At 35.7% G+C, this 26245-nt stretch carries 24 protein-coding genes; 3 read left to right on the forward strand and 21 right to left on the reverse strand.

Annotated features, from left to right (window positions below):
- Window positions 1–5 precede the first annotated feature (5 nt).
- The gene (locus B176_RS0110835) at window positions 6–281 is read left to right on the forward strand and encodes a hypothetical protein (RefSeq protein WP_154647948.1); all 276 of its coding nucleotides are present in this window, start codon (window positions 6–8) and stop codon (window positions 279–281) included.
- 9 nt (window positions 282–290) lie between these two features.
- On the forward strand, window positions 291–1052 hold the full coding sequence (locus tag B176_RS0110840; protein ID WP_154647949.1) for a M90 family metallopeptidase: 762 nt from the start codon (window positions 291–293) through the stop codon (window positions 1050–1052).
- A gap of 35 nt (window positions 1053–1087) precedes the next feature.
- Here B176_RS0110840 and B176_RS0110845 read toward each other — a convergent pair whose 3' ends face one another.
- From B176_RS0110845 to B176_RS0110900, 12 genes are all read right to left on the reverse strand, one after another.
- On the reverse strand, window positions 1088–2161 hold the full coding sequence (locus tag B176_RS0110845) for a sensor histidine kinase (protein ID WP_017258836.1): 1074 nt from the start codon (window positions 2159–2161) through the stop codon (window positions 1088–1090).
- A gap of 84 nt (window positions 2162–2245) precedes the next feature.
- Window positions 2246–3313 carry a glycoside hydrolase family 130 protein gene (locus tag B176_RS0110850; RefSeq protein ID WP_017258837.1) on the reverse strand — a complete coding sequence of 356 codons (1068 nt, stop codon included), beginning with the start codon at window positions 3311–3313 and terminating at the stop codon, window positions 2246–2248.
- Window positions 3310–4077, reverse strand: coding sequence for an HAD-IIB family hydrolase (locus B176_RS0110855; protein WP_017258838.1), 768 nt, complete (start codon window positions 4075–4077; stop codon window positions 3310–3312). The genes B176_RS0110850 and B176_RS0110855 overlap by 4 nt, the downstream gene beginning before the upstream one ends.
- 442 nt (window positions 4078–4519) lie before the next feature.
- Entirely contained in the window at window positions 4520–7783 is a 3264-nt protein-coding gene (locus B176_RS0110860) for a CheR family methyltransferase (RefSeq protein WP_017258839.1), read from the reverse strand.
- A 10-nt stretch (window positions 7784–7793) separates the two neighbouring features.
- Entirely contained in the window at window positions 7794–9611 is a 1818-nt protein-coding gene (locus tag B176_RS0110865; protein WP_017258840.1) for an ATP-binding protein, read from the reverse strand.
- Between the two features lie 189 nt (window positions 9612–9800).
- Entirely contained in the window at window positions 9801–10061 is a 261-nt protein-coding gene (locus B176_RS21405) for a P-type ATPase (protein ID WP_026063276.1), read from the reverse strand.
- On the reverse strand, window positions 10061–10414 hold the full coding sequence (locus B176_RS21410; RefSeq protein ID WP_026063277.1) for a cation-transporting P-type ATPase: 354 nt from the start codon (window positions 10412–10414) through the stop codon (window positions 10061–10063). Before B176_RS21410 ends, B176_RS21405 begins: the two co-directional genes overlap by 1 nt.
- Before the next feature lie 27 nt (window positions 10415–10441).
- Window positions 10442–12115: a L,D-transpeptidase family protein gene (locus B176_RS0110880; protein WP_161603023.1), complete on the reverse strand. Its 1674-nt coding sequence runs from the start codon at window positions 12113–12115 to the stop codon at window positions 10442–10444.
- On the reverse strand, window positions 12078–12509 hold the full coding sequence (locus tag B176_RS0110885) for a hypothetical protein (protein WP_017258842.1): 432 nt from the start codon (window positions 12507–12509) through the stop codon (window positions 12078–12080). The genes B176_RS0110880 and B176_RS0110885 overlap by 38 nt, the downstream gene beginning before the upstream one ends.
- A gap of 94 nt (window positions 12510–12603) precedes the next feature.
- Window positions 12604–12849 (reverse strand): hypothetical protein, encoded by a 246-nt coding sequence (locus tag B176_RS0110890; protein ID WP_017258843.1) that lies wholly within the window; start codon window positions 12847–12849, stop codon window positions 12604–12606.
- Window positions 12850–13167: 318 nt separating this feature from the next.
- Window positions 13168–14454 (reverse strand): type II toxin-antitoxin system HipA family toxin, encoded by a 1287-nt coding sequence (locus B176_RS0110895; RefSeq protein WP_017258844.1) that lies wholly within the window; start codon window positions 14452–14454, stop codon window positions 13168–13170.
- Window positions 14448–14789 (reverse strand): helix-turn-helix domain-containing protein, encoded by a 342-nt coding sequence (locus B176_RS0110900; RefSeq protein ID WP_017258845.1) that lies wholly within the window; start codon window positions 14787–14789, stop codon window positions 14448–14450. Before B176_RS0110900 ends, B176_RS0110895 begins: the two co-directional genes overlap by 7 nt.
- Before the next feature lie 428 nt (window positions 14790–15217).
- Between B176_RS0110900 and B176_RS0110905 the strand changes: the two genes are divergently transcribed.
- Window positions 15218–15490 carry a helix-turn-helix domain-containing protein gene (locus B176_RS0110905; protein ID WP_017258846.1) on the forward strand — a complete coding sequence of 91 codons (273 nt, stop codon included), beginning with the start codon at window positions 15218–15220 and terminating at the stop codon, window positions 15488–15490.
- A 556-nt stretch (window positions 15491–16046) separates the two neighbouring features.
- On the opposite strand, the gene B176_RS0110910 is transcribed toward B176_RS0110905, so the two are convergent.
- From B176_RS0110910 to B176_RS0110960, 9 genes are all read right to left on the reverse strand, one after another.
- Entirely contained in the window at window positions 16047–16790 is a 744-nt protein-coding gene (locus B176_RS0110910) for an RraA family protein (RefSeq protein ID WP_017258847.1), read from the reverse strand.
- A gap of 142 nt (window positions 16791–16932) precedes the next feature.
- The gene (locus tag B176_RS0110920) at window positions 16933–18207 is read right to left on the reverse strand and encodes an MFS transporter (protein WP_017258849.1); all 1275 of its coding nucleotides are present in this window, start codon (window positions 18205–18207) and stop codon (window positions 16933–16935) included.
- 71 nt (window positions 18208–18278) lie between these two features.
- A complete protein-coding gene (locus B176_RS0110925) occupies window positions 18279–18827 on the reverse strand; it encodes an RNA polymerase sigma factor (RefSeq protein WP_017258850.1) in 549 nt (182 codons plus the stop codon).
- 81 nt (window positions 18828–18908) lie between these two features.
- A complete protein-coding gene (locus B176_RS0110930) occupies window positions 18909–19886 on the reverse strand; it encodes a mannonate dehydratase (RefSeq protein ID WP_017258851.1) in 978 nt (325 codons plus the stop codon).
- Entirely contained in the window at window positions 19887–20675 is a 789-nt protein-coding gene (locus B176_RS0110935; RefSeq protein WP_017258852.1) for an SDR family NAD(P)-dependent oxidoreductase, read from the reverse strand.
- Between the two features lie 290 nt (window positions 20676–20965).
- On the reverse strand, window positions 20966–21697 hold the full coding sequence (locus tag B176_RS0110945) for an IclR family transcriptional regulator (RefSeq protein ID WP_017258854.1): 732 nt from the start codon (window positions 21695–21697) through the stop codon (window positions 20966–20968).
- A 58-nt stretch (window positions 21698–21755) separates the two neighbouring features.
- On the reverse strand, window positions 21756–22508 hold the full coding sequence (locus B176_RS0110950; protein WP_083852708.1) for a DUF2334 domain-containing protein: 753 nt from the start codon (window positions 22506–22508) through the stop codon (window positions 21756–21758).
- Between the two features lie 8 nt (window positions 22509–22516).
- The gene (locus B176_RS0110955; protein ID WP_017258856.1) at window positions 22517–24694 is read right to left on the reverse strand and encodes a glycoside hydrolase family 3 C-terminal domain-containing protein; all 2178 of its coding nucleotides are present in this window, start codon (window positions 24692–24694) and stop codon (window positions 22517–22519) included.
- A gap of 19 nt (window positions 24695–24713) precedes the next feature.
- Entirely contained in the window at window positions 24714–26240 is a 1527-nt protein-coding gene (locus tag B176_RS0110960) for a sialate O-acetylesterase (protein WP_017258857.1), read from the reverse strand.
- Window positions 26241–26245: the final 5 nt, after the last annotated feature.

A 26245-nucleotide genomic window follows, 5' to 3' on the forward strand; every position in this document is an offset into this window, starting at 1 on the left:
AAAACATGAAACCATTAACAGCAGCAGAACTTTTCGACCTGCTAAAAAAAGAACTTGCAACCTATATAGATGCTAAAATAGATTCGGGATTGACTGTTGAATACGCTCACGTTCAGGATATTATAAATATCTCATTCCCAGAAATTATCGATGGTGTTGCATTTACTTTGACCGTAACGGATGAGGAAGTAGCAATAGAAAAAAGCAAGGAAGAATTTAATTACGATTTGACCTTATTAGAAACTCATTTAACTAGCTTTTTGAAAGAAAAATGTGAGTAAATTAGCTTGATGATGTTTTTTGTTATTGCCTTGATTGTTATTGCTGGCGGGTATTTTTTATTTCGTAAGGGAAAGCCTTCTGTTGTCAATACAGAATCAGATTTGCTCTCCTACAAAAACCTACTTAATCAAGAAGTTGATTTTTATAAAAAGTTGGATATAAATAGCAAAAGTAGATTTGAAACACTAGTCTTTGAGTTTTTAAATGATGTTCGGATTGAAGGCGTTGGTACCGACGTCACTGATAAAGACCGGACATTAATCGCTTCCAGCGCTATTATTCCAGTTTTTGGCTTTCCCGAGTGGAAATATAAAAACCTAACTAACGTAATTCTGTATCCAGATACTTTTGACAAGGATTTCCAATTTGAAGGAGGAAGCCGAAATATAATGGGAATGGTTGGTACAGGTTATATGAACGGTCAAATGTTGCTTTCGCGAGGAGCACTAACTAAAGGTTTTTCAAGCTCGGCCGGAAAAGAAAATGCCGCCATTCATGAATTTATTCATCTTTTAGATAAATCAGACGGCGCTACGGACGGTGTTCCAGAAAACTTGTTTGCACATGAATATGCAGTTCCGTGGTTAAAAATGATGCATCAAGAAATGCGGAGGATTGAAGATGGCAAATCTGACATTAATCCTTATGCTTTAACCAACGAAGCTGAGTTTTTAGCTGTGGCTTCGGAATATTTTTTTGAGAAACCTGAGAAATTTGAACGGATGCACCCAGAATTATTTAAGATGTTAAATCGGATTTTTAACATATAGGATAGAGGCAAGGCATACCTTGCCTCTATCCTATATTATTGTTTTAAAAACACTTTAAATTCTGATCCTTGCCCCACTTTGCTTTTCAATATAATTTTGCCCTTTGAACTGCTTACTATTTCCTTTACCAAATACAACCCAATTCCAGAACCCTCAATATCCGTTTCCACTCTATTATATTTTTTAAATATGGCATCTCGGTTAGCTTTTTCAATGCCAATACCGTTGTCTTTTACAGAAATCACTACGTAATTTTTCTCTCTGGTAGTGTTAATAAATATTTCTGGTTTGCGCTCTGTTGATTTAAATTTAATCGCATTATTTACCAAGTTATAAACGATGCTTCTTAATTTTCTTCGAGAATAAAGGATTTCAGATACGTTTACTTCGGAGGTTATTTTTGCACCAGAATCTTGGATATTACTAGAAAGTGTAAGCCTAACGTCTTCTAAAATATTTTCGAAACTTAAAAGCTCCTCTTGTGTTTTGTATTTTTGTTTTTGCTTTCCGGCATCTGTTAGCTCATTTATTACAGATTGCATTTTTTTTACGGAATTTTCTAAAATATAAAAGAGTGATTTATATTGTTCTGATGTTTCTATTGAGTTCTTTTTCAATAGGCTAATCGTTAACATCAAACTTGTAAGCGGACTTTTTATATCATGAGAAATAGTATCCAGCAGTAATTCATGATCTAAAATTAACTTCTCCTGATCTTTTAAGTCCTTAATACGTATCGTAATCTCAACAAAAGTCATGATTACGCCATTTGCTTTTTTAGTTTTTTGTTCTATGTATGGAATAATATCCATCTGAAACCATCTAAAATCGGTGGTTTGAATTTCCTTTTCAAGTATTTCTTTATCATCAATTACTTGTTGAATATTTTCAACAATGGTCGGAAAGCGGAAATTATCTTTGATATCACTAATAGATTTGCCAATATCAGTCAACTTCAGGCTGAATTGCTTCATCGCCGGAGGAGTGAATTTCCTCAATATTAAATCTCCATCTATAAATAATTGCGGAATAATGGTATTCCTGAAATAGTTTTCAAGTTCGTTATTATGCGCTGCAAGCCTTTCTATTTGTAAATCTTTTGGAAGCATAATTCTAATTTATTGGTGTGAATGTAATGTTTTTAGCACTGCATTTTTTTTAAAAACGCGGTATTTTAAAAATATGAGATGTTATCACAAAGGTAACACATCCGGAATCTCCATTTTAGCAACACCAATTCGGTTGTCAGCCATTCCATAATAAACATCAATTCGGTTAGGCTGTGCAATATCATCACGACGGTCTGTGCCGGTTGGGAATACCACATTTGCAATTGTTCCGATGGTTTCTTCTGGCAATTCCGGAATCAATATCGGCTTTACCGAACGATATATAACTTTCTGTGGATCTTTTTCTGAAAGAATCATTACTCCAGCAGAATAGCAAAGATCACGTTTAGCTTCCGTAGAATCAGGTAGTTCATGTACACCATGATAAACCACCAGCCAACCATGCTTAGTTAATAAAGGTGGGGAGCCCGCTCCAATTTTTAAATTCTCCCAAGCTTCTGCGGGGAGTGCCAAACGGTGATTGGAAGTGAATTTTGCGTATTGAAAAGTATTATCTTCCCCAATATTGTAGTACGAAATCCAAATACTTTCCTTGTGCGAATCCATTTGCCTCCCTTGATCTTCGCAAGTTTCTTCTGGCGTTGTACCCGCAAAAAGCGGACGATGCAACATCCCTATAGAGGGGTGACCGTTAGGACTAGGAATTGCCGAAGGAAAAATGCTTGCATCTTTGTTATTAATTCCGTTAAAATCAACTTCTTTATAAACTTGGTATTTCACAAGCCCCAAACGCTCCCAAGTAAACAAATCCTTTGATTTAGCGACTGCGATCCGGGGACCATTTGCACCAAAAGCGGTGTAAGTCATAATATATTCCTGCAAAGGTTCTACAAAAGTAACTCTTGCATCTTCGCATCCTCCTCCCCCATTTATTCGCTTTTCATAATCAGCTTCTGGCTGTAACGCAATGCCCAACCTTTCTACGCCAATTGGTTCTCCGTCTTTATCAAACTTCACCCTAGCTATTCCAATGCGGGAATAATTATTTTTCGCAACCAACCGCGGAAAAAGGTACAAACCTCCATCCGGCCCACGCGTTACCGCAGGGTTAAGCACACCTTCAACTTCCATTTCATTGCCAGCTTCAGGCTCCATGATGGTACAAATGCGTTCTAATTTAAATGGGATCATGCTTTTTCTCTTTTTGAATTGCCATTTAAACAAGCAACCATCGTCTCTATAACTCTTTTAGTTTCTTCGGAATCTCTAACTTGGATACAAGCTACGCCAGTTTTCTTTGCCGGATGATCGTTTCCGCCCTCAAACAGCGCATCGCCTATAAAAATCATTTCAGAAATTTTAATGTCTAAAACCTCCTCAAGTTTATGTATGCCGTAAGCTTTATCAATGCCGGCTTTAGTAATATCTACGGAAGTGGTTCCGCCCATTGTTATCGAAAATTGTTGCAGAGATTTATCCAGTGTATTTTTAATCTTTTTCCGTTTAGAAAAATCACTGTCCCAATCTTTTTTTTCCGCTAACGGAGCTTTTTGTCCCAATGCAGAAAAAGTAATTTGGCTTCCACGGTCTTCAATCTGCTCTCCCCAAGTTTTTTTGATATCCAGTCCTGCGTCTTTAACCGCTTGGTTTAACTTATCTATGATTTTTGTTTTTTCGGTATCAGTAAAATTCTCTGCATACAATTGTTGCCAACTTTCTTTGTATTGATAGAATTTAGTGCCACACGTGGGAAGTATGGAGAGTTTACGTTGCAAATCTTTTCTGGTTAAATGATCTAAAATCTGCTTTTCAAACTGTGACCAGTCGCCACCAGATATAATTGCAACATGTACAACTTTTAACAAAGCGCTTAAATGACCTGCCATTTCAATATCTATCGCAGATTTGCTTTTAGCTAATGTGCCGTCTAAATCAAAAATAATAAGCTTTTTCATGAATTGTTTTAATATAAGGTTAAAGCTTCTATGACATTGTTGATATTATTAAATTAAGCAACTAACCTTTATTCCGATTCCGTAGCTGGCTGATTGGAATCACTAGCCAAGGAAAAAAGAACCCTTTTTTAAGCACAGGTGGAAAACGTTGCCTTAAAAAAAATGTGCAAAAGAACCTAGGGATTCCCACAACGCCTTTTCGCTTTGCCTTGAACCTCGCTTAGCAATTGCACAGAAAAAGGGGCAATGCGCAAATACGCTAACTATCACCTTCAGTACCTTTACGCTTAAAATCAGTGTTTATGCTTCGAAATAACACGACAACAAAGAAACTTTCGACTACAAACGCCTAAAAAGCATTAATTAAAAAAGTTCTAATTTGTTAAATCTACTGCTCAACGGTATCAATAATTAACTAAACAATATATCAAAAAACTATGTTTTATATCAAAAAGAAAACTTTAAAAGTACATCCCTTTCCTAGCTCGCAGGCTGCTTCAACTTTACCGCCAGATGCGTTAATAATTTTACGGATAAGGTATAACCCAACTCCCGTACCTTCAACATCTGCACTTACGCGTACATATTTGTCAAAAATATTTTCTATATCCTTCTGAGCTATTCCGATACCGTTATCTTCTACTGTCAATATAATAAAATCACCTATTTTTTCGGTTCTGATAATGATTTCAGTATCATGATTTGGCTTGATAAATTTGAGTGCATTGCCAATTAAGTTTAGCATCACGCTTCTCAGATTTTTTTTTGCAAATCTAACTTCAGCGTGTTGAAAATCAGTTTTAAATACAGCCTTGGTAAGCCTAATTTTCTCAGATAGCACCTTTTTAATTTCCTCAAAAAGTGCTGGAAAACTTTCGAAATCGTCGCTGGTGTTTTCTGATTCGATTTGGCCGACCTTAGCTAAATCACCAATAATGGTTTTAAAATTGGTGACTGCTTTATTCATCATTCCCGAAAGCTTCATCACCTCTGGGTCTTTGGTGTCCAATTTATCATTAAGTATGCCCAACAACATTTCAATATTCAAAATTGGTGCATTCAAATCGTGTGAAGCACCAAAAACAAAATTATTCAAATCCGCATTTATCCGTAAAAGGCTTTGGTTACTTCCGTCAAGATTACGGTTGCTAACATCCAAGCTTTTATTGCTGATATCCAACTCTCCAAGCAGTTTTTTTAGCTCGGTAATATCATAAAAACTAATAATGGCACCGTCAGGGTCTGTACTGTTCCTTTTAAGATAGGGCATCGTCATTACCTGATAGACATTGCCATCTATCGCTTCGGCCTCTTGCGTAATCGTTTCTCCGTTTTGGATAACTTTTTTTACATCTTCAATTAGCGTTTCAAATTTTATATTGGTGGTAATATTACTCAGTGGGCGTCCAATATCGCTTTCGCGGATATTGATATGTTTTACAGCACCTGGAGAATACCTTTTAAGCAACAAGTTTTGATCAACAAACAGTTGTCCGTTGGTATTGCTTCTGAAATAATTGTTTAAATCATCGTTCAAATCCGTTAGTTTATCAATTGTACCCTGATGGTCTTTGTTAACCGTTTGTAGTTCCTCGTTTACCGACTGTAGTTCCTCGTTGGCACTTTGCATTTCTTCATTGGCCGACTGCATTTCCTCATTAGAAGACTGCAATTCTTCATTAAAAGACTGCATGCTCTCGTTTGAAGATTCAATACCTTCATGCGCTACATCCAACGCATGTTTCAATTGTGCAACCTCTTCTTCTAAACTAACAACGTGTTCTTTGGTTACTTCATTAATATCCTGCACATAAATTACATTATTTTCGGGTGTTTTAGCGTCACTATCTGTAAATAAAATCAATAATAAACGCTCTTCAGAACCAGTTATAAAAAACGGACTAATTACAATATCCAGCAAGCTTGTTTTTGCATCAGCGGTAGCTTCTAAATTAAGTCCTTTAAGCGTAACCCGTTCATTTAATTGCAGCGCTTTGTGGGTGGAAGCTTTAACTGAGATTGCAATATGCACAGGCAAAAGATCGGGCAGGTTGTAGTTGAAGTTGATGTTCTTTAAATATTTTTTGGTGTCACCAAACGACTCTACAACGGATAATTTTTCATCGGTACAAACACCATTTAGCTTGCACTCTTTTACAAGCGCCGCGTTAACCTGATCACGCAGACCGGATTTAGAAACTGGCGCAATTACTTTCTTACTAACTTCTATTCTGGTGGTTTTAATATCGCCAATTAAGCTAGATGAAAATGCATCAAACCTAACAGTTCTACCAATTTTATTACTCTTTAGTATGTTCCATTTTGCACTAACTTCATTAAATCCATCTTTAATTGCTGTTGTGCTTTCGCTCGGTCCTAAAAAAAGATAGCCACCTTCTTTTAATCCAAAATGGAGCATGGCAAAAACCTTATGTTGCAAAGTTGAATTAAGGTAAATCAACAAGTTACGGCAACTGATAAGATCTATATTGCAATACGGCGGATTTTTAGTGAGATCATGCTGGGCAAATACCAGCATTTTCCTGATTTCGTGTTTTACCTTATAAGTATCGTCTTCTTTTGTAAAAAACTGCTGAAGCCTTTCTTTAGACACCGTTTTTTTAATACTTTCCGGATAAATGCCTTTAGAAGCCTTATCAAGAGCTACTTTACTAATGTCTGAGGCAAAAATCTTTACCTCCATGTTTTTAGGATGCTTAATTAAATACTCTTTGATTAAAATCGCCATAGAATACGCCTCCTCGCCGTTAGCACAGCCAGCCACCCAAACTTTTAGTACTTGCGTATTGTTTTGCGAAATAATTTTTGGAATAACTGTATCCTCAATAATTTTAAAAGCGTCCGCATCCCTGAAAAAAGAGCTTACATTAATCAAAAAATCATTAGCCAACAAGTTAATTTCTTCCGAGTTTTTTTTCAAAAACTCATAGTATAAATCTACGGTCCTCAAGTTCTGATGCACCATTCTCCGCTTGATACGACGGATAATTGTAGGGCGTTTATAGTCAGAAAAATCAAGTGGCAACTGTTTTTTAATGAGGTTAAATATTTTTTCTAACGCTTCTTCACTGATTTCCTCAGATGTTTGGCCGTCTGCTGATTCTGCTAAGCCATCTTTAACATATTCATCAATAAACTCGGGCATTGCCTTGGGCGAAAGAACCTGACCAACACAACCTGTGGCAATGGCTGCCAATGGCATTCCATTAAAACTAGCTGTATCTGGGTCTTGTACTAAAACCAGCCCGCCAGCATTCTTGATTGCTTCAATACCTTTTGAGCCGTCTTTACCTGTTCCAGAAAGTATAACACCAATCGCTTTATCCCCGCGTTCTTTTGCAAGGGATTCAAAAAAGCAATCAATGGTCATGTGAGGACGTGGTTGGTCGGTTTTATCAGACATGATAAGCCTACCCTTTTCCACAGTCATAAATTTTGAGCTGGGTATCAGGTAAACGGTATTGGCTTTAATATCTACATTTTCAATAGCTTCAATTACGGTTAACTTACTGTGTTGCGCAAGTATTTGAACCATCTGGCTTTTAAAATCAGCAGAGAGGTGCTGTATCACAATGTATGATACGGAGTCTAACGGAGTATAGTCAAAAAAGGTGGAAATTGCCTCTAAACCTCCCGCAGATGCACCAATTGCGATAACATATTGTGGATCTTCAATATTATTCATGCTGTTTAATTTAAGCTATTTGATCAATTGGTTTAACCGGAAAAACAAGCGTAAAAGTTGTTCCTTCGCCCAGTTTACTTTCAAACTTAATTTTGCCGTTCATCATTGCCGTGTACCTGCTCACTATATTTAAGCCCAAGCCAGTACCGGGTATATTTCCAATATTTTGTGCTCTGTAAAATGGTTCAAATAAATGGAGCTGGTCTTTGTCTGGAATTCCCATCCCGTTATCCTTGATTACAATCGTCAACTCATCCGCAATAATTGTGGTAGAAAATTCAATTAAAGATTCTGGACCCGAATATTTGATTGCATTACTAATTAAATTAATAATACCATTCTTAAGCATAGACGAATTTAAAGTAACCATACGATCCACACCGGTATGCTTGTAAGTTATTTGTTGCTCTTTCTTTGTGAGCGATTCCATGTCTTCAGCAATCTCTTCTGCAAATTCAACCATATCCAAAGTGTTAAGGATTGGATTTATTTTGCCTGTCTCCAAAATTTCCACGGATAAAAAATCATTTAAAATGTTCGTTAAATTTTTGACCGCATTTTTAATGGTTTCAGCATATTTTTTTAACGCAATATTGTCGGAGTCAAGAGCTACTTTACCGATTAATGCTGCCGAAAGTTGTATAGCGGTAAGCGGGGTTTTAAATTCATGAGATGCCATAGAAACAAAGCGACTTTTTAGCACATTTAACTGCTTTTCCTTTGCAAGAGATTCCGTTAATTGTTCACGGCTCGATTCAATAATGGCTACCGAATCTGTCAAGCTTTTATTACTGATGTCTAATGCGGCAAGTAGTTTTTTAAATTCAGTAATATCGTAAAAGCTGATGATGGCACCATCGGTTTTGCCTGTATCTTTTAAAACGTAGGGCATAGTCATCACTTGGTACATTTTGCCATCAGAAGATTCTGCTTCTTTTACAATAATTTGCCCGTCAAGCATGACTTGCTTAACATCTGCGACAAGTGTTTCAAGCTTTATGTTGGTAGTAATATCCCCAAATGGTCTACCAATGTCGCTTTTTTGAAGATTAATATGCTTAACAGTACCTGCTGAATACCTTTTGAGCATCAGGTTATGATCAACAAATAGCTGCCCATTGGTGTTGCTACGGAAATAATTATTTAAGTCGTTATTAGATTCGGTTAGCTCGGCGTTGGTTTGTTGTTGTTCCTTATTAATAGTCTGCAATTCTTCGTTCACAGATTGTAGTTCTTCATTGGAACTGTGCATTTCCTCATTGGCAGACTGCAGTTCCTCATTAAAGGATTGGATATTTTCATTAGAAGAATTAACCAATTCGTAAGCCGTATTTAACTTGTTTTTTGCGTCTTCTATTTCACGCTCCAAACTAGTCAGATAGTTCATGTTTAATTTTTTGTGATCGCCTGACGAGGTAGTGAATTTATTTTTATGCTTTTTTTTATTTGAACTAAAAAGGACAAGCAGTTGCGGGGTATTGTTTTTAGTAGGCAATGGACTAATTAAAACATTAACAAAATAGTTTTCTGCAAAATCTCCACCGCTGAAATCTAAATCGTTTAACGCTATCGGCTCTTGCTTTTCCAGCGTTTGATGGGCTGCAGCTTTTATAATTAACGCAATATTATCCGGTAATAGCTCCGTAAGCTGAAAGTTGAAATTGTCGTTTTTAAGGTAAATGGTGGTATCTCCAAATGCCTTTATCACGTTCAGATGCTCGTCTGTGCATACTCCCGTTAATCCAGCTGCTTCAAGAATATCGGTTTGTTCATCATTGGTTGTCGTATCTATTGTTTTAGACATGGCTGATTTTTTTTCGTTTTGCACTGCTTTAAGTTTTATAGCTAATTGCTCACGTATTCAATTTATCGTTTGGAGAGAACAGAGGAAAGTATATAAATGTAACGTATTATAATTCAGTAAATAGGATTATAATTTCGAGTATAATTGATGTTGGTTTGCAATTATCAAACTCGTGGGATTTTTATTGATATTTTTTTAAAAAGCAGGTGTTTCTTAAATATCATATTCCAGGCTTTCGCCGATTTTGCCTAACCGGGTTTGGTTACCAATTGCTGTTATTGTGGCGATGGCCAATCCGCTGGCGACAGTTGTACCATGAAAAATTAAATTATCTTTTGAGGATTTGTCTTTGTAAACGGAGAGCGATTCTCCCATAAGGATACTTTCGTTGGCGGAAAAATCATTAGAATGAATAATTATGCCATCTGCAGTAATCGAACTGCCTTCTTGTACCATCAAGCTGTCGCCTACCACTAGCTTTTTATTTCTATCACTTTCCCATCCCTAATTACCTTACACTTAGGCTGTGAATAGTCTTTAAGTTTTTCGAACGCATTTCGACTTCTAGAATCCTGATAAAGGGAGATTCCCGCAACCAACACAATTGCTAAAGCAGGGAAAACACCATCTCCAGGTTGTTCGCTTGCAAAATAAATACAGGAAGTAACCAGCAATAAAATGACCATTGGTTCTTTCGTCAATCCTTTTAGGGCATCAAAAAATCCGTTTGACTTTCTAAATGACAAACTGTTGGCGCCATTTTTTAATCTGGACTTCTCCACAGCACCCTTACTTAGTCCTTGTACGTCAAAATTATTCACGTCCATTTTGTTGATCTATTATAAGTAGAAGGATTAATCTTTAGCTTTTCCAGAATCGTCTAAAATCATATCAGCCAAACGTTCATCCAAATCGTAAATATCTTTTCTAAAATTCAGCTTTTTATCTTGCCCAACAAATGCAGTAAAGTAGGCAATAAACACAGGCACTTTATCTTTGAGCGTTACATATTTTTGATTTCCACTTTTCATGGCCGAATTGATTTTCTCCGCCGTCCACGAAGCATCATTACGAAGAAGGAAGTTTGCAAGTTTCACTGGTTGTTCCACGCGAATACATCCATGACTAAAAGCTCTGGAGGTTTCCCCGAATAATGATTTAGCTGGCGTATCATGCAGGTAAGTATTATAGCTGTTTGGAAAAAGGAATTTTACCAATCCTAAAGAATTGTTGGCGCCAGGTTTTTGCCTTACAATTGGCAAACCATTTCTATAGCCGGTAATCTCCATATCGTGAGTAGAAATATAGTTGGGTTTTTTTCTGATATGCGGAAGTATTTCATTTCTCACAATACTTTCAGGGATATTCCAATAAGGTCTAAAAACTACATATTTTACTTCTCCGTAAAATAATGTAGTGGGATGGCTGGTTTGACCAACTACCACATTACAATTCCATAACAAAGTATCGGCATGAAAAACATGAAGCTTAAAATCGGGAATATTTACAGCGAGCACATCCTGATAAGTGGAAATAGGCAACCAGCGATTTCGTTCCATATTTACTATAATTTGGCGAATCCTACTTTTTAAAGGAATGTTTAGGGTACGGATGGTTTCTGGACCTATTTTACCATCAATACTTAAACCATTTCTTTTTTGAAAACTTTCAACAGCTTGATATAGTTCTTCATCAAATACAGCAGTGGTATCTCCCTTGTAATCTCCTAATAAATAAAATCGCTTTTTTACATCAGTAACAATGTTTGAAGTGTCGCCTTGGATTAAGGTACCCGAAGTTTGGATGGTATTCCAATTGTTTAGTTGCTCTAAAGCTTTGTACTTTTTTAAATAGTCTTTCAGTAAAGCATATTGCCTATAAACGGGTTCTTTAGCGTCTAAATCTTTGTATTTTAAAAGGCTATCCAAATAATATTCGTAATTCACTTTTTTACGTGGGAGGTGCCATTTCAAAGATTCGCTCACAGCTTTGTCCATGCCGTCCCAACTCAATTTAGAAAACGCAAAGTATTGGGCAGTAAGCATCAGTTCCAACAAAATATTTGGTTTCTTCTGATATTTATCGACCGCATAAAACAAAGAATCTAATTCTTTGCGGTAAGGAATAGTTTGATAAATCCCCTCTTCTTCTAGGTTGATAATTCTGTTATATAAATTACCCGCTTGTTCAATGGGTAGGCCATTTTCAAACCATGCATAAGCGTATGCTCTAGTTCTGTAAAAAGTACCAACATCTATTTTTACTTTGTCAATTTGCGGATAAATTTTAAAGAATTCTTCAATCTCTAAACTATCAAAAGTAAGTTCAACTTGCTCGCTAAAGCTTCCTTTTAGGCTCTGCTCCCAACTTTCTTGTAGTTTATTTGTTGAGTTTTCATTTACCGCCGTTTGCCCGCAACCGATGAAAGAAAAAGCGACGAAGAAAAGAGTAAATGCAAAGCGAATGATTTGAACGTTCATCTGAAAATTATTATTTGGAAAGCAAGTGATGCTTATTTTCTTCTTCAAAAATATTTTCGCTTAAGGCATACAGATTTTTGCGAACTGCTCGCTCTTCTGCAAATAGGCTTTTTATTTCTTTGGAAATTTCAGCATTTTCATTTAGTAATTCCATACCTATTTCCGATTGGTCTTTAATTGCCGAAGCCAGCAGACCTTGATGTTTGACAATAACCTCTTTCAGCAGTTGTCGCTTTTCACTGAGTTTAGTCAAACTTATATTTATGGGATAAAGTCCTTCAATTTTTCTTTCATGAATAGCTAAGGTGATGACTTTATCAAACAGCTTTCTAAAAAACCGCACTTCTTCGTCCAAAAACAAAATATCGGAAAGCCATTCTTTGTTTTTAAGATAAAGTTCTTGTAGTTCGGCGGATAATTGCTTTTGCACCATGGTTTCCATAATTAGTTGTTTTGTAGGTTATTGAATTGATTGGAACTGGCTTTATTTGGTCTGTAAACGATTATTCGTTTACGTCTTGTATTGTCTTTCAATTTTATACAGACTGAACGACTTTCTCATTAATAACTTTAAAATTCTTTTCGATCAAAAATAATTGCTTATCATGATTCCATTCTAAAGACGCGGACCAGTTTCCGTCGGCTAAATCCTTTGATTTTATGTGTACAGTGAAATTTTCATCACTGATGAAAGTGAAGTTTTTAACTGTTTTCGTCGCCTTATTTCTTAACTGAACTCTTCCTTGAACAGGATGAACAAATTGGATATCTAAAGTTTTCATAAGATTTTTCCTCCTTTCCAAATTTGAGTAAAATTGAGGATAAAAAGAGTGAGGAAGGTCATACATTTAAATGACTTGTTCTTTGTTTTCCAAGTATTTAGATATTTAGAAGAGTTTTTATCGTAAAGGTAATCGAGGTTTCCCGTAGCGGTTCTATCGGTAAGTGAATTGCGCCAATATTTGAAAATTACCCGCTATAGATAACGGACCGACTTTCATTCTTAATCGGCTCAAATAATCAAAAATAATGAGCCGATTAATCTTTTTAATCGGCTCATGGAAATTGAATACTAATTTGTAAAGAAAATTCAATAGGCTTTATATCGATTTTATGAGTGTGTTATCTATCGCTTTCGCTAGCTTTTCTTCTACTTTATAAGTTTCGGCATAGTGCATCCAATTACTTATCGTATTTAAAACTTCAGCGATTACACCCTCTGGATTACGTATTGAATTTTGTTTTGCAATGGTTAACAGATCGGCTTTAACAAAATCTTTTCTTTTGCCATTTATACTTAGGTTGTGCTGGCTTACCCATTCACTATCAGGTCGGTATGCGTAACAAATATCGTACGCTGGTGCTAACTCCCATTTCCCTGTGGGTTCCATCATAAAAGCGAAGTTTTTAGTATGGTCGTCACAGTTGCGGGCGAGTACGTTAAAAACCATCCGACGGTACATTTCCTCAGCATCGGCATAGCTAAGTTTCAACTGGCGCATCGTTTGGAATAGTTGTTCATAACTGTAGCTGGTAATCTTATTGAAATCATAATGCTGTATGGCGCAGAAAGTCTGTACATGCAGTTTCTGATTGCCATTCTTTCTGTCAAAACGCCTGGTCATAAAATGCGCCCTTCCTTCTTCCTCAATCAAACGGCTTTCCATCATTTTAATTCCCGCATCTTTAGCTATTTTATAATAAGCCATTTCTACCCGACCATAACCATAACTTACTCCAAATTGTGAATCGTTTACGCCGTCAAATTTTAAAAGCCAGTGTTCATATCCATTTTCCTGTAACGTCTGTCCCGAACGGATCATCCCTGTTTTATCATTATAAGCAATGATTGCTTTTGGTCGGGCACCACCTGCTGAAGTTCCCATTTTCAGCACATCCAAAATGACATCCTGCATTTCACGGTCTGTATGGGCTTCAAACTGTGCTCTACTTTCGGGTAGTTTCATTGTAGTGTCAATCAAGCTAGAAAGCTCCAATGATTGAGAGCTGGCTTTGGTGCTCAGGATAGAAGGTTCAAATTCTAATGCGCCCATTCCTCGAGTGCCGATAAAACATAAAAGTTCTACTGGATTTAGTGAATTTTCCGGACGTCCGTTGCGGGCAAGCCATATATTGATTAATTCTTTTCCATATTTATCAGGCAGGGCATCTGCCAACAATCCCGGCAATCCTTTGAAGGTTGATGTATCTCGTAATTCTGGAAAAGAATAGATACGTGAAGACAATGGCATCTTCAACGGGCTTATCTCTATTTTTTTTGCAATAAAGCGTTTTTCATATTCAAAAGAGCCTAATCCCTGAGCTTCATCCCAAGCTACTGCACCAATCCTTTCTCCCCATAATTTTATAAAAGCTGTCGTTACCATTCTAATCCTTTTTCAGTTTTTACCTCACTTTTTGAAGCTCGTTTTCGGGTCTTCTCATCTTCTTTTGCCAACTGCATCGGACTTATCTGTTTCGTGATCTTAAACTGTTCGAAAACATATAAGGCATCAAGTACCCGCATAATTTTCAGTAGGTTTAAAAAGGCAATGCTTTCGCCACGTTCTGCCAAACTTAGGGTGGATCTGCTTATGCTTGCTTTTTCGGCTAAATCATCTTGCGTAAGATTTTGGGCGATACGCTTGGATTTAATAAATTCTCCAACTTGTTTCAGAATAGCTAAATCACTATAATCTGAAACGTATGAAATATCATTCATAAACTATATTTAAAAGTATCAATGCGTTAAATATCATTCAAATATATAAAAAATAAATTTAGGATTCAAAAATATTATTTAGAAAATGCGTGTGTTACAACCCATTGTATCGATACTTTTTCAACTGTATTCCCAAAGAGATTACGCCAACTAAAAACCATCAAATATCCAGTCCATATTTTAGACAGGATATTCTCTGACATTCTTTTTATTTTTGTAAAGCGCAATTCGGATGTGCTTATTTTTTATCTACCGTGAAAAATAATCTTGAAAAAAAATATCACAACTACGGTTGAGGTTGTGATGTTTATCCAAAAGCAGTTCCGAATTTTGAAGAAGATAACAGTTGAGATGGACTAGAAATAAAGCCTTCATGGCAAAAATTTCGTTTCCACTCAGCCTATTTACAAACCTACAAAAGCAATACTATGGCAGTAGAAATTCTAACCAAAGACGACCTTTATCAGTTCAAAGCAGAACTGCTTAACGAGATCCACAAAATCATCAGACCCGGAAAATTTGAAGCACCTAAAGAATGGCTCAAAAGTTATGAAGTACGAAAGTTCTTGAACATTTCGCCCGGAACCTTACAGACGCTTCGTGTAAACGGAACTTTAACCTTTACCAAAATTGGAGGTTCGCTTTATTACAAACGCGAAGATATCATCAGCTTATTGGAAGGCAATGGAGCATCTGAATAATTTCGCTTTGATTTTCCACAAACTATTTAGACGGACGGTCCTATTTTAAGGAGCAAGCAGATTTGGAGCAGGGCCCTACTTTTCTTATCCTAAGCTATCACTGAGGGGGTTGAAAGTATCCTCCGGGGATACTTTGCTGGTATTGAGCCTTGGAAACGGACAAAACGGTATACCGAGCGGTATATTCTTGAAAGAAAAACAGATACCTAAGAGAAACACTTATTTTCCATCTCTGTATTGTGATATTTGCAAAGATGCAGCAAATTCATTCCACCATCATCATTAATACCTAAGAACTCTGCTGTGCGAAGGCAAATGCGGGTGAAGGAAAAGTGGCGCTTGCAGAGCGAATGAGGAACCAGCTTTTGCCGATGGGATATTCTATTTGAAAATCAAAAAACTAGAGTCAGCAATTTCCAAGATTTGAAAATAAATTATTACACAAACTTGTCTAACCAGTAAGAATAAAAATTTTTGTGGGCCTTTCTGAGGAAAAATCGAAATATAAATCCGGTATTAAACCGGGATTTATATTTCGATTAATTAGCAATACATTCTAAAAGTACCCACCTTTTGCAGATATTTCATGTATTGTTTCTCCTGAGCGTACCCAACCAAAAATCTTATCTTCATTCTCTTTGATTTCTTCAGAACGAAGTAGTACTTCGTATGCTATCCCACGAGGAATCACCAGTACTCCGTCTATGTCTCCCAAAACAACGTCTCCTGGCTTCACAGTCGCTGTACCAATTAGTAAAGTAGATTGATAGCTTGTAATTAAACAACGTCCTAAACTACCGTTAGAAATTCTGTATTTGTAAAATATGGGAAAATCGGCTTCCAAAATCTGGTGAGTATCTCTAATTCCTCCATCTATACAAGCCGCTTTTACTTTTTTACCTTTTGCGGTTGCTGTCATTACTCCTCCCCATAAAGTTGCTTGCGAATCATTAGAAGTGTCCCATACTACAAATGAATCTTCACCCATTTCATCTAGCATTTCAGTACGATATTCCATTTCGCCTCTAACTTTTACATGGGGCGCACTTTTCACTGTAAAAGCAAATCCAGCAACAGTTTGATATTCACGAAGAGGGACAATATGGCCTGGCAAAGCCTGATTAATTAAACAGCGCTCTCTAAGAACATCATTTACAGCACCAGTATATAACTTTTCAAACCTCTTAAGTAGTTCCTTATCTGGGATAGGAAAAACAACTTCCTCTACACCTTCCAACATTTCTGTTAGCTTATCAAGCTTCATCATGCTCACTTCCTTTTTATACGTGTCTATACTCATAACAATTGTTTTAAATAGTTTACTCCTTAATTATATTTATATTTTTTTTGTATGCCCAAATGCTCAGCAAATTCCTTTTCTGTTTCTGCAACTTCCTCAATTTTTCTTTCTATTAACTTTATCACTTCCTCTTAATCAAATCTCAACTGTACGTATAAATTCTATCCTTTTTAAAGAAAAACATTGCCGCAATTGTAATAAATATTGCTCCTAAAAAATAGCTTACCCATAACCATGATATACCTGTTGCCAAACCTAGCGTTGGCTTTAAAACACCCAATAAATACGGAGAAAAAGCACCTGTTAAAAAAGCAAACATGAGCATAATTCCAGATGCTGATGATCTTATATGAGGTTTTACCAATTCATATAAAGAGGCGAAAATATTTGAGTCATATATTCCTCTAAAAAAGCCGAAAAGGAACAACGATACATACATAAGCGTTTCTGTTTGGGCAATCCCTAAAAAGTAAATAAAGGGTGCTCCACATAATAAGGCAACAGCTTGTATTACTAAACGAAAAACCGGATTTTTAAACGCAAGTTTATCTGAAACAGAACCACCTAAAATCACACCTCCTAAAGCGCCTATATGATGATAAAACATCGACGAAAAACCGGCATTAGATAAAGAAAGATGAAATTTTTCTGTTAAAAAAGATGGCATCCACGTTAAATAGCCCACATTTACAAAAACCATACAGGCGAAGCCGAGGGTCAATAAAATAACACTAGGTTTTTTTATAATTTCTTTGAGAGTTTCTTTAAAAGGGTGTGTTTTTACTATTACTATAGGTATATCATTAGCCAATCTTTTAAAGATGACCACAGCTAAAGCAACACCTAAAAAACCAAAGCAATAAAAAGCTTTTTGCCAACCGTATCTTTCTGCAATAAAACCTGCTATAAAACCACTTAAAATAATACCAGCATATACCGAAGTTTGATGAATTGATAAAGCTATAGACCTCGTTTTTTTATGATGATCGCTCAATAATGCATTTGCAGGCGGGGCATAAAAAGCTTCTCCGCCTCCAGTTGCCACACCTCTTAAAAGTATAAACTGAACTAAGGTGGTACAGATACCCGTTAACAATGTTGCTGTGCTCCAAATAAAAAGACTAAATGCAATAATTTTTTTCTTGGAGAATTTATCTCCAACAAAACCAGCTAAAGGCACAAGCAAACCATAAGTCCAAACTAAAACAGATGAAATTAAACCCAATTCTGCATCAGTTAAAGAAAGATCTTCACGTATTAGTGGCATAACAACACTAAATATTTGGCGATCTGCTTGATTAAAAAAGAATGCTAACCAAAGCAACACCAGCAGTTCCCACTTATAAGATTTAGGTACTGTTGTATTGGTGAACACAGCCTTTTCAGTAAGTTTAATTTGTTCCGAATCTGGCACCATCTATTCTTTATTATTTAATCTACAATTGCATACAAGTAGTATTATATATACACCAAAAAGTATAAATCAGGTTAAGCGTTTTCGAAACTTCCTACCTGTTCTCGCAAATTTTTAATACCTATTTTTAAATGTGTTTTTAAAGAATTAATGCTTATACCCATCACATTTGCCGCTTCTTGATATTTCTTTTTTTCAAAATAAACCATCTGTAAAGCCACCTGTCTTTGTTTAGGTAATTGCTGCAATGCATTAGCTAACCTATTGTATAGACTTTCAGTTATATTATTATCTAAAGTATGGTCTTCATTTGAGTAAATCTCATAAAAGCCTATTCTCTTTCTCTGCTCTGATTCTTCTTTTCTTAAACTATTTAAACACCTATTTTGAACAGATCTGTATAAATAACCTTTTATCTCGCCCTCTAAATTTAGGTACAACTTTTTCTCCCATATTTCTAAAAAAAATATTTGAACAAGGTCTTTTGATGCCTGATAATCTTTTAAAAAAAAATAGGCATTCACACATAATACTTTATAATATTTCAAAAAAATCTGGTCATAAGCTTTTGAATTACCACTTTTCAATTGTTTTAATAACTCGCTATCGGTTTGCAGGATCATAATTATTGTTATAAAAGTTAGTTTTGGTTTAGTAGATTGCTTGTACTTGGTTTATAGTAAAAGTCTTATCAATTTTTTTATTTATTCTTGGGGTATCCCTAATGTTTCCATAATACCTTTCATATATCCAATTCCAAATAAGTTGCCTTTCATCGCATAACCATGTTGCTCATTATTTTCGCCGGCCATGGTAGGCACATGGTCTGAACGTACAGGTACGTCAATTCCTGTATTTTGGTAGGCCTTAAACATATCAACCATATTAGTTGGTCCATTATCATGAAATGTTTCTTTGAAATCTGAAGCGTTCCCCTCTACGTCACGTATATGTACAAAAAATATTTTTTGTTGACTTCCAAACTCATGAATTAAACTTTTTACGTTTTCTCCCATAGTTGTATAGGTTCCTTGGCAAAAGGTAAGACCATGAGAATTGCTATCAACCAAAGTGAGAGCTTTGCGAATATTTGCAGCATTTATAAATATTCTGGAAACTCCTCTTAAAGGAGATACCGGGGGATCATCAGGGTGAAGGGCCATTTTTACGTTTGCTTTTTCTGCAGCAGGCAAAACATGTTCTAAAAACCACTTATAGTTTTCCCATAATTTCTCTTCGCTTAAAGAAACTAGTTTAGATGGACTTAATTTTTCTGCGTCTGCTAAACTAAAGCCACTAACCAATGCGTCACCTCTTTCTTTTAAAGCAGTGTTGGTTCTATACCAGCCAATTCCTGCCATAAAATTATAACAAAGCAGTTTTACACCTAATTTGCCCATGTTCTTTAACATCAGACAATATTTTTCGACATCCTCTTCTCTGCCTTCTAATCCAAATTTTATACGATTCATATCAAACTGATCTCCTTCGAAACCAATAAGTTCAAATCCATTTTCTTTGAATATATCATAGGATCTTTTCATCGAACTTAACTCCCATGGGGCAGCGTCTCCCGTGAGTTCTGGATCTAACTTAGCAATCGCATACTTTATTCCCATCTGCCTGCACAAAGCCCACTTCTCATCCGGCTTGTTACCGAAAAATAAAAAAGACAGTTTCATTTAACTAAAATTATAAGTTTGAGGATTAATATAGCCTTGGTTAAGCATCCAGCCACCATCTACAACAATGGTTGCCCCTGTCATATAAGTACCAGAAGAAAGGAGGCTTACAATTACAGATGCCACTTCTTGTGCTTGCCCCAACCTACCAAGAGGAATATTATCATTCACTAATCTTAGTTTATTATCGTCTTTCCAGACAGGCGCATTCATGGATGTTTGTATTGCCCCCGCAGCAATGGTATTCACTTTTATGTTATGTGGCGCCAATTCTAAAGCAACCCCTTTCATCAATGTTTCCAGAGCACCTTTTGTTGCGCCATAAATATTCAGCCCTATACCTGGCTGTATACCATTAATTGAAGTCACGGAATATACACTTCCCTCAGTGCTGGTTTCAACCATTTTCCTTGTAATGGTTTGAGTTAATAGCAGAGTGCTTTTAAAATTGATATTCGTAAAAAAGTCAATATCTTTTATAGTAGCATCTAAAAAATGAGTCTTATAAGAAACTCCTGCATTATTAATTAGATAATCTATAGAACCTAAGCTATCCCAAACATCATTTCCTAATTTAATAGCTTCCTGAGGATCGTTAAAATCAGCTTGAAATAGAAAAGCTTCTACTCCTAACTCTTTAATTTCAAGAAGAACTTTCTCTGCTTCTATCTTATTGTTAGAATAATGAAGTGCCACAATAACACCCTCTTTGGCAAGCTGTAATGCAATCTCTTTACCTATGCCTCTTGATGAGCCGGTAACTAGTGCTCTTTTACCTTTTAATTTCATGGACCTTATATTTATAATACAAGAAGTTTATAATTTGGAAGTATTTGCTTTACTATATAAAGTAAAGCTCTACTATACAAAGCTACGTTTAAATTTAAATTTTCCAAATATTTATTTATTCAATTTTTCGGGAATAAATAAATGAGAGGTATACAGGGATTTATTTCTTGAACATAGAAAAAATGCTTAAAATATTGAGTCGAGAGACTAAATGCGATTTGCCTTTTGGTTTAAAAACTCAACCTATATCGTTTATAAAACCAAATGATTACATCTTTAGTGCAAAGAAACTAAAGAGAAGAGGAAATAAGTTTGGCGGTTTCTTGTAATTCAGAAATAAGATAACTTTTATCAAAATTAATCAACCTAAAAGATGGCATATATAAGCAAATTGAAGCAATTACTTTATCCTTTTGAAAAACAGCGACAGATAGGCCGGATATCTGATTCTGAGATTCCTGAATCACATAGTTATCTTTTCTTATCTTCTCTATTTGGGACCAAAAGCCGCTTTTTGTCGCAGCTTCTTTCCATACAGGTAAAGAAGGTAATCCCCAATTCTGCAAATATTTTTCTATTTCGGCATCTTTTTGCACTGCAAGTAATAACCTTCCTGTTGAGGATTCATAAGCAGGTTTATCTATTGAAGAAGTCGCCTGAATCTCCTGCTTGCTTTTGGTTTGATGTAATAATATTCTTGAGCTTTCTTTAAGCACAGCTAAAGAAGCATTTTCATTAATTTTTTCTGTAAGTTTTTCTAAAAGTGGCTTAGCAACTTGAATCAAATCTTTTTTATAACCATCGAAACTTGTGAGCTGGTAAAGCTTTTTACCTAATAAGTAACCTTTCTTATCGTCTAATTTCTCTAAAAAGCCACGCTTAACCATGGCTTTAATAATATTTGCGCAAGTACCTGTATTTAACCCAACATTTATAGCTATATCACTAAAACTGCGTGGTATTTCCGGATCAATTGCTAAATACTCAAGTATATCAAAAGATCTATTTATTGCCTGTTGCATATAACCTGTTATCTTAATTTAACTTTCAAAAATAGTAAACTCTTATTAATTATTGTGGTTATTTCACAAGTTCAAATGGCAATACAAACTCACATCCTTTTAAAACAAGAAAGTCTATAGTTTTAGTAAATTCGTTAAATTGTTCTATAGTCCAGTTATTGGGGTGACCTTGTATAATCATAAAAGACTGCTGGTAAACAACATTTTTCTCATAGTTTGATACAAAATATTCGTAGTTAGGATTTCCCACACCTTTTTCCATATCAACCCGATTATTTAAACTTGTTATTTTTAAATGTTTGCCAACATCTAAACTTGGGAAAAAGATTAATTTATAATTTGAATTTTCTGAAATCACCTTTAATGTAACACTATCTGCTGCATTGTAGGGTGCACCAAAAGTATGCATCTGAACTCCTAATTTTTTAATTATTAATTGATTGGCATCATTAAAATGTTTTTTTTGAAATCCATAGCTTGTACCACTAAACTCCTTATTGTTATTTGAGAGGTTATTATTGGAATGATCAAAACCATGATGCCATAATTCTACCATTCTTTCATCCCTACTATTTGTGGCATTTATGTATTTACTTAAAGTAGAAAAAGCTGTTTCATCTAATCGATTGGCAATTAACCCATACGATGCTTTAATACTCTTTTGCAATAAATAATCCATTACCTGGCCAGCCTTACAAAGGTGATTAGCAACACCGATATCATCAAGTTTAAGCACAATTTTAGGTTGAGCTATCAACATGTTCCGAACGCACATTATTAAGAGAAAGGTAATTATGATTTTCTTTTTCATAAACCCGTTTAAAGACTAAACTTATGTTTCAATCTGATATCATCAGAGGCACTTCCTATTAATAATTCAAATATACCAGGTTCAACAACCCATTTACCATTCCTATCATCATAATAACTAAATGCATCGCTGTTTAGTAGAAATGTAAGATGTTTTGACTCGCCATCTTTTAAAAAGACCTTTTGAAAGGATTTTAGTTCTTTATATGGGCGTGGCAATGAAGATTTCTCATCTTTGATGTATAATTGTACAACTTCAGCACCAGCTATTTTACCTGTATTAGTTATAGACATGGTTACCTCAACTTTATCTGGTGCGATCTTTCTTGTTTTTATGTTATTATATCTAAAAGTGGTATAGGATAAACCATGCCCAAAAGCAAACTGAGGTTTTACTTTATAGGTATCAAAATAGCGATAGCCGACATAAATATCATCTTTATAATGAACCGTATTGCCGTTACCCGGATATTCTCCTAGTTTATGAGCCGGAGAATCTTCTAATTTCCTTGGAAAAGTAACAGGCAGTTTCCCTGATGGGTTTACCTCTCCAAAAATTATTTTAGCAAGTGCATTTCCACCTTCCATACCACTATACCAAGACTCGATAATTCCACTTGCTTTTTCTTCCCACTGTGTAATATCTATAGCTCCTCCTCCTAACAGGACAATAATTGTTTTGGGATTGGCTTTTAAAACCGCTGCTATTAATTTATCCTGGCCAAATGGCATGTCCATATTGGGTTTATCATTAGTTTCTGCATCTAAAAACAAACGATCTGTATCTGTATTTTTGTTTGTCCAACCTCCAAATACAATAGCTACATCTGCAGAAGAAGCCAATTTTACCGCTTCTTTTATTAAAGAATCTGTATTTGCAGTAGGCGTTCTTTCTATTCGATACCCCTCGGTGAAGTTAATCGCAATTTTATCTTTGGCAATGGTTTTGATTCCTTGCAATGGTGTTATCTCATAAAAAGCTTTTACCTGGGAACTTCCTCCGCCAAGTGCATTTTTTCTATCGGCATTTGCTCCAATTACGGCGATACTTTTAATTTTTGATTTGTTTAATGGCAATATATTATTCGTGTTTTTCAATAACACAATTCCTTCTTCTGCTACTTTTAAGGCTATCTGCTGATGTTCTAGTGTATTGTATGCTCCCTGAGGCCTGTTTCCTTCTATAACACGGGTTTTATACATCACCCGCAAAATCCTACGCACCTTATCATCTATTACAGACTCTGGCACTTTCCCACTTTTAACCAAAGGCACTACAGAAGTATCTGCTAGTACATATTTATTATATTTTGTGGGATCTGTACCTAAGTCAATTTCAACTCCCATTTCTATATCTAAACCATAAAGTAATGCCTCTAAAGTATTATTTGCTGCTTCCCAATCGCTCATTACCAAACCCTTAAAACCCCATTCTCCCTTCAGTATTTTGTTGTTTAAGTACTCGTTATGCGAAGCATGCTGGCCTCTTAGTTTATTATAAGCACCCATTACTGTATTTACATTACCTTCCACTACTGCTGCTTTAAACGCTGGCAGATAAATTTCACGTAACGCCCGCTCACTCATTTCAACATTAATGGTTCGCCTGTCCACTTCCTGGTTATTTGCAGCAAAGTGTTTTACAGATGCCGATACTCCCTGATCTTGTACTCCCTTTATATATTCAACAGATATTTTACCTGATAAATAAGGGTCCTCACTCTGGTACTCAAAATTTCTTCCGTTAAGAGGTGTGCGAATTATATTTACACTAGGTCCTAGTATAACATCTTTGCCACGAAAATTTGCTTCGCTGCCCAAAACCTTTCCATAAGCATAACCAAGAATAGGATTCCATGTGGCCGCTAAACACATCCCAACAGGTAAATAGGTAGATGAATCTAAATATCCCGGACGTGGTTTTCGATAATATTCCCAAAAATTCCCAATTTCACGTCTTACTCCACTTGGCCCGTCACTCATTACCAGTTCTGGTATGCCCAAACGTTTTACTCCTCCGCTTGTGAATGCACCACTGGCGTGAATCATCCCTATTTTCTCCTGCAAAGTCATTAAACTGATTAAGGAGTCTATTTTCTTTTCTGTTGAGGTATTGATCTGTGCAAAAGAGCTCGTTGAAATGGCAATACAAAGCAATATTGCCCAGCTTATTTTAAAAAAATTCATGTAATGTAAGTATTATTCGTTAACGACTTTTAGAGGCATCTTTTAATTTATCTGTACGGAATGGGACTGCAGGAAAGCCTTCTTTATTGTAAAAATTAATTGCAGCAGGGCTACTTTCAAATGTATAGCGCAAATTTATAGGTTGTAATACATCCTCACTCCATACGATTACTTTATTACCTTTTATCGAGGCATTTGCCCTGTGAAATACATTGTCTTGCCCAGCAATGGCGAATCCTTTTAGTTGGTTGGCACTATCTTTTGCCATTAAACCACTGCCAACATTCTCATAACTTAATTTAAACCTATCTTTAAGTTTACGTATTTTACTAACTATTGGACCTTGCACCACTAAATTCTTTTGTCTATACGCAATTTTACGAGCCTGATAAGCGAGGCGCTTGCCTACATCTTGTTTATTTGTTGGATGTATATCATTAGGATCTCCAATATCATTGGTTACTGCCAAACCTACATAATCTAATTTTTTAGAAACATTAGATTGTGCTTCCTGCACAACAGCCCATCCAGCAGATTCTGGCTTTTCGGTAACTTTCCCATAGTTAGCCAATTGTACTACTAAAAATGGCAGATTACTATTTTGCCATGATGTTCTCCAGGAAGTAATCATATTAGTCAACATCTCCTCATAAGTATAGCAAGAGTTCAAGCCTATGTTATTTTCTCCCTGATACCATATGACTCCTTTTATGGGATTTGAAAAAAAAGGAGCAATCATAGCATTATAAACAAAGGTTGGATAATGGTTATCTACATTTATAAATCCTTCCGGATTTTTAGTTCCTGGAGGAGCCGCAGCAATTAATGCTTTATTACGGGCCTTTATACCATTTATATAATCGGGGCTGATAACCGCTATTTTCTTTTGAGCTGATGGAAAATCTTTTAGCGCATCAACACTCATAAAAGTTTCTATAGGAGAGCCTCCCCATGAGGAATGAATAATGCCAATAGGAATGCCCTCTTTTTTATATAATTCTTTTGCAAAAAACCACGCAACGGCAGAAAAGTCATCAATTGTATTGGAATTAGCAATAGACCATTTTGCGCTTTTAAGATTCAGCTGAGGGCTAAGAGCTGTTACCCGAGATACATCTAATTGTCTTATTTGAGGATACTCTGCATCTTGTATCTCTTTATCGTGATTCTGAACTAGTTTTACCTTAAAATTCATATTACTCTGTCCGCTACAAAACCACACATCGCCAAAGTAAACATTAACAAAAGACACTTCTTTACCATTACTTCTTATATTGATATCATAAGGCCCTCCTGCTTTCATTAGTGGGAGATTAATTCTCCAAACACTATCTACTGAAGCTGTTGTCTTATATTCTTTATTATTAAATTTAATAGCTACTTCTTGTGAAGGAGCATTCCAACCCCATATTTTCACTACTTGTTCCCTTTGTAGTATCATATCATTACTAAAATAGGTTGGTAATTTCAACTGAGCTTTTGCAGCAAAGTTTAAAAGAGAAAAAATTAAGATGATGCAACTTTTTAAATGTATCTTTTTTAGCACAATGA

Origin of the sequence: Pedobacter arcticus A12, assembly GCF_000302595.1 — a bacterium.
In the GTDB taxonomy this organism is placed as follows: Bacteria; Bacteroidota; Bacteroidia; order Sphingobacteriales; family Sphingobacteriaceae; genus Pseudopedobacter; species Pseudopedobacter arcticus.

Bases quoted from the DNA above. Each gene is read 5' to 3' on its own strand.
- B176_RS0110835 (WP_154647948.1), top strand. From the start codon at position 6: ATGAAACCATTAACAGCAGCAGAACTTTTCGACCTGCTAAAAAAAGAA.
- B176_RS0110840 (WP_154647949.1), top strand. From the start codon at position 291: ATGATGTTTTTTGTTATTGCCTTGATTGTTATTGCTGGCGGGTATTTT.
- B176_RS0110845 (WP_017258836.1), bottom strand. From the start codon at position 2,161: ATGCTTCCAAAAGATTTACAAATAGAAAGGCTTGCAGCGCATAATAAC.
- B176_RS0110850 (WP_017258837.1), bottom strand. From the start codon at position 3,313: ATGATCCCATTTAAATTAGAACGCATTTGTACCATCATGGAGCCTGAA.
- B176_RS0110855 (WP_017258838.1), bottom strand. From the start codon at position 4,077: ATGAAAAAGCTTATTATTTTTGATTTAGACGGCACATTAGCTAAAAGC.
- B176_RS0110860 (WP_017258839.1), bottom strand. From the start codon at position 7,783: ATGAATAATATTGAAGATCCACAATATGTTATCGCAATTGGTGCATCT.
- B176_RS21410 (WP_026063277.1), bottom strand. From the start codon at position 10,414: ATGGACGTGAATAATTTTGACGTACAAGGACTAAGTAAGGGTGCTGTG.
- B176_RS0110885 (WP_017258842.1), bottom strand. From the start codon at position 12,509: ATGGAAACCATGGTGCAAAAGCAATTATCCGCCGAACTACAAGAACTT.
- B176_RS0110890 (WP_017258843.1), bottom strand. From the start codon at position 12,849: ATGAAAACTTTAGATATCCAATTTGTTCATCCTGTTCAAGGAAGAGTT.
- B176_RS0110895 (WP_017258844.1), bottom strand. From the start codon at position 14,454: ATGGTAACGACAGCTTTTATAAAATTATGGGGAGAAAGGATTGGTGCA.
- B176_RS0110900 (WP_017258845.1), bottom strand. From the start codon at position 14,789: ATGAATGATATTTCATACGTTTCAGATTATAGTGATTTAGCTATTCTG.
- B176_RS0110905 (WP_017258846.1), top strand. From the start codon at position 15,218: ATGGCAGTAGAAATTCTAACCAAAGACGACCTTTATCAGTTCAAAGCA.
- B176_RS0110910 (WP_017258847.1), bottom strand. From the start codon at position 16,790: ATGAGTATAGACACGTATAAAAAGGAAGTGAGCATGATGAAGCTTGAT.
- B176_RS0110920 (WP_017258849.1), bottom strand. From the start codon at position 18,207: ATGGTGCCAGATTCGGAACAAATTAAACTTACTGAAAAGGCTGTGTTC.
- B176_RS0110925 (WP_017258850.1), bottom strand. From the start codon at position 18,827: ATGATCCTGCAAACCGATAGCGAGTTATTAAAACAATTGAAAAGTGGT.
- B176_RS0110930 (WP_017258851.1), bottom strand. From the start codon at position 19,886: ATGAAACTGTCTTTTTTATTTTTCGGTAACAAGCCGGATGAGAAGTGG.
- B176_RS0110935 (WP_017258852.1), bottom strand. From the start codon at position 20,675: ATGAAATTAAAAGGTAAAAGAGCACTAGTTACCGGCTCATCAAGAGGC.
- B176_RS0110945 (WP_017258854.1), bottom strand. From the start codon at position 21,697: ATGCAACAGGCAATAAATAGATCTTTTGATATACTTGAGTATTTAGCA.
- B176_RS0110950 (WP_083852708.1), bottom strand. From the start codon at position 22,508: ATGAAAAAGAAAATCATAATTACCTTTCTCTTAATAATGTGCGTTCGG.
- B176_RS0110955 (WP_017258856.1), bottom strand. From the start codon at position 24,694: ATGAATTTTTTTAAAATAAGCTGGGCAATATTGCTTTGTATTGCCATT.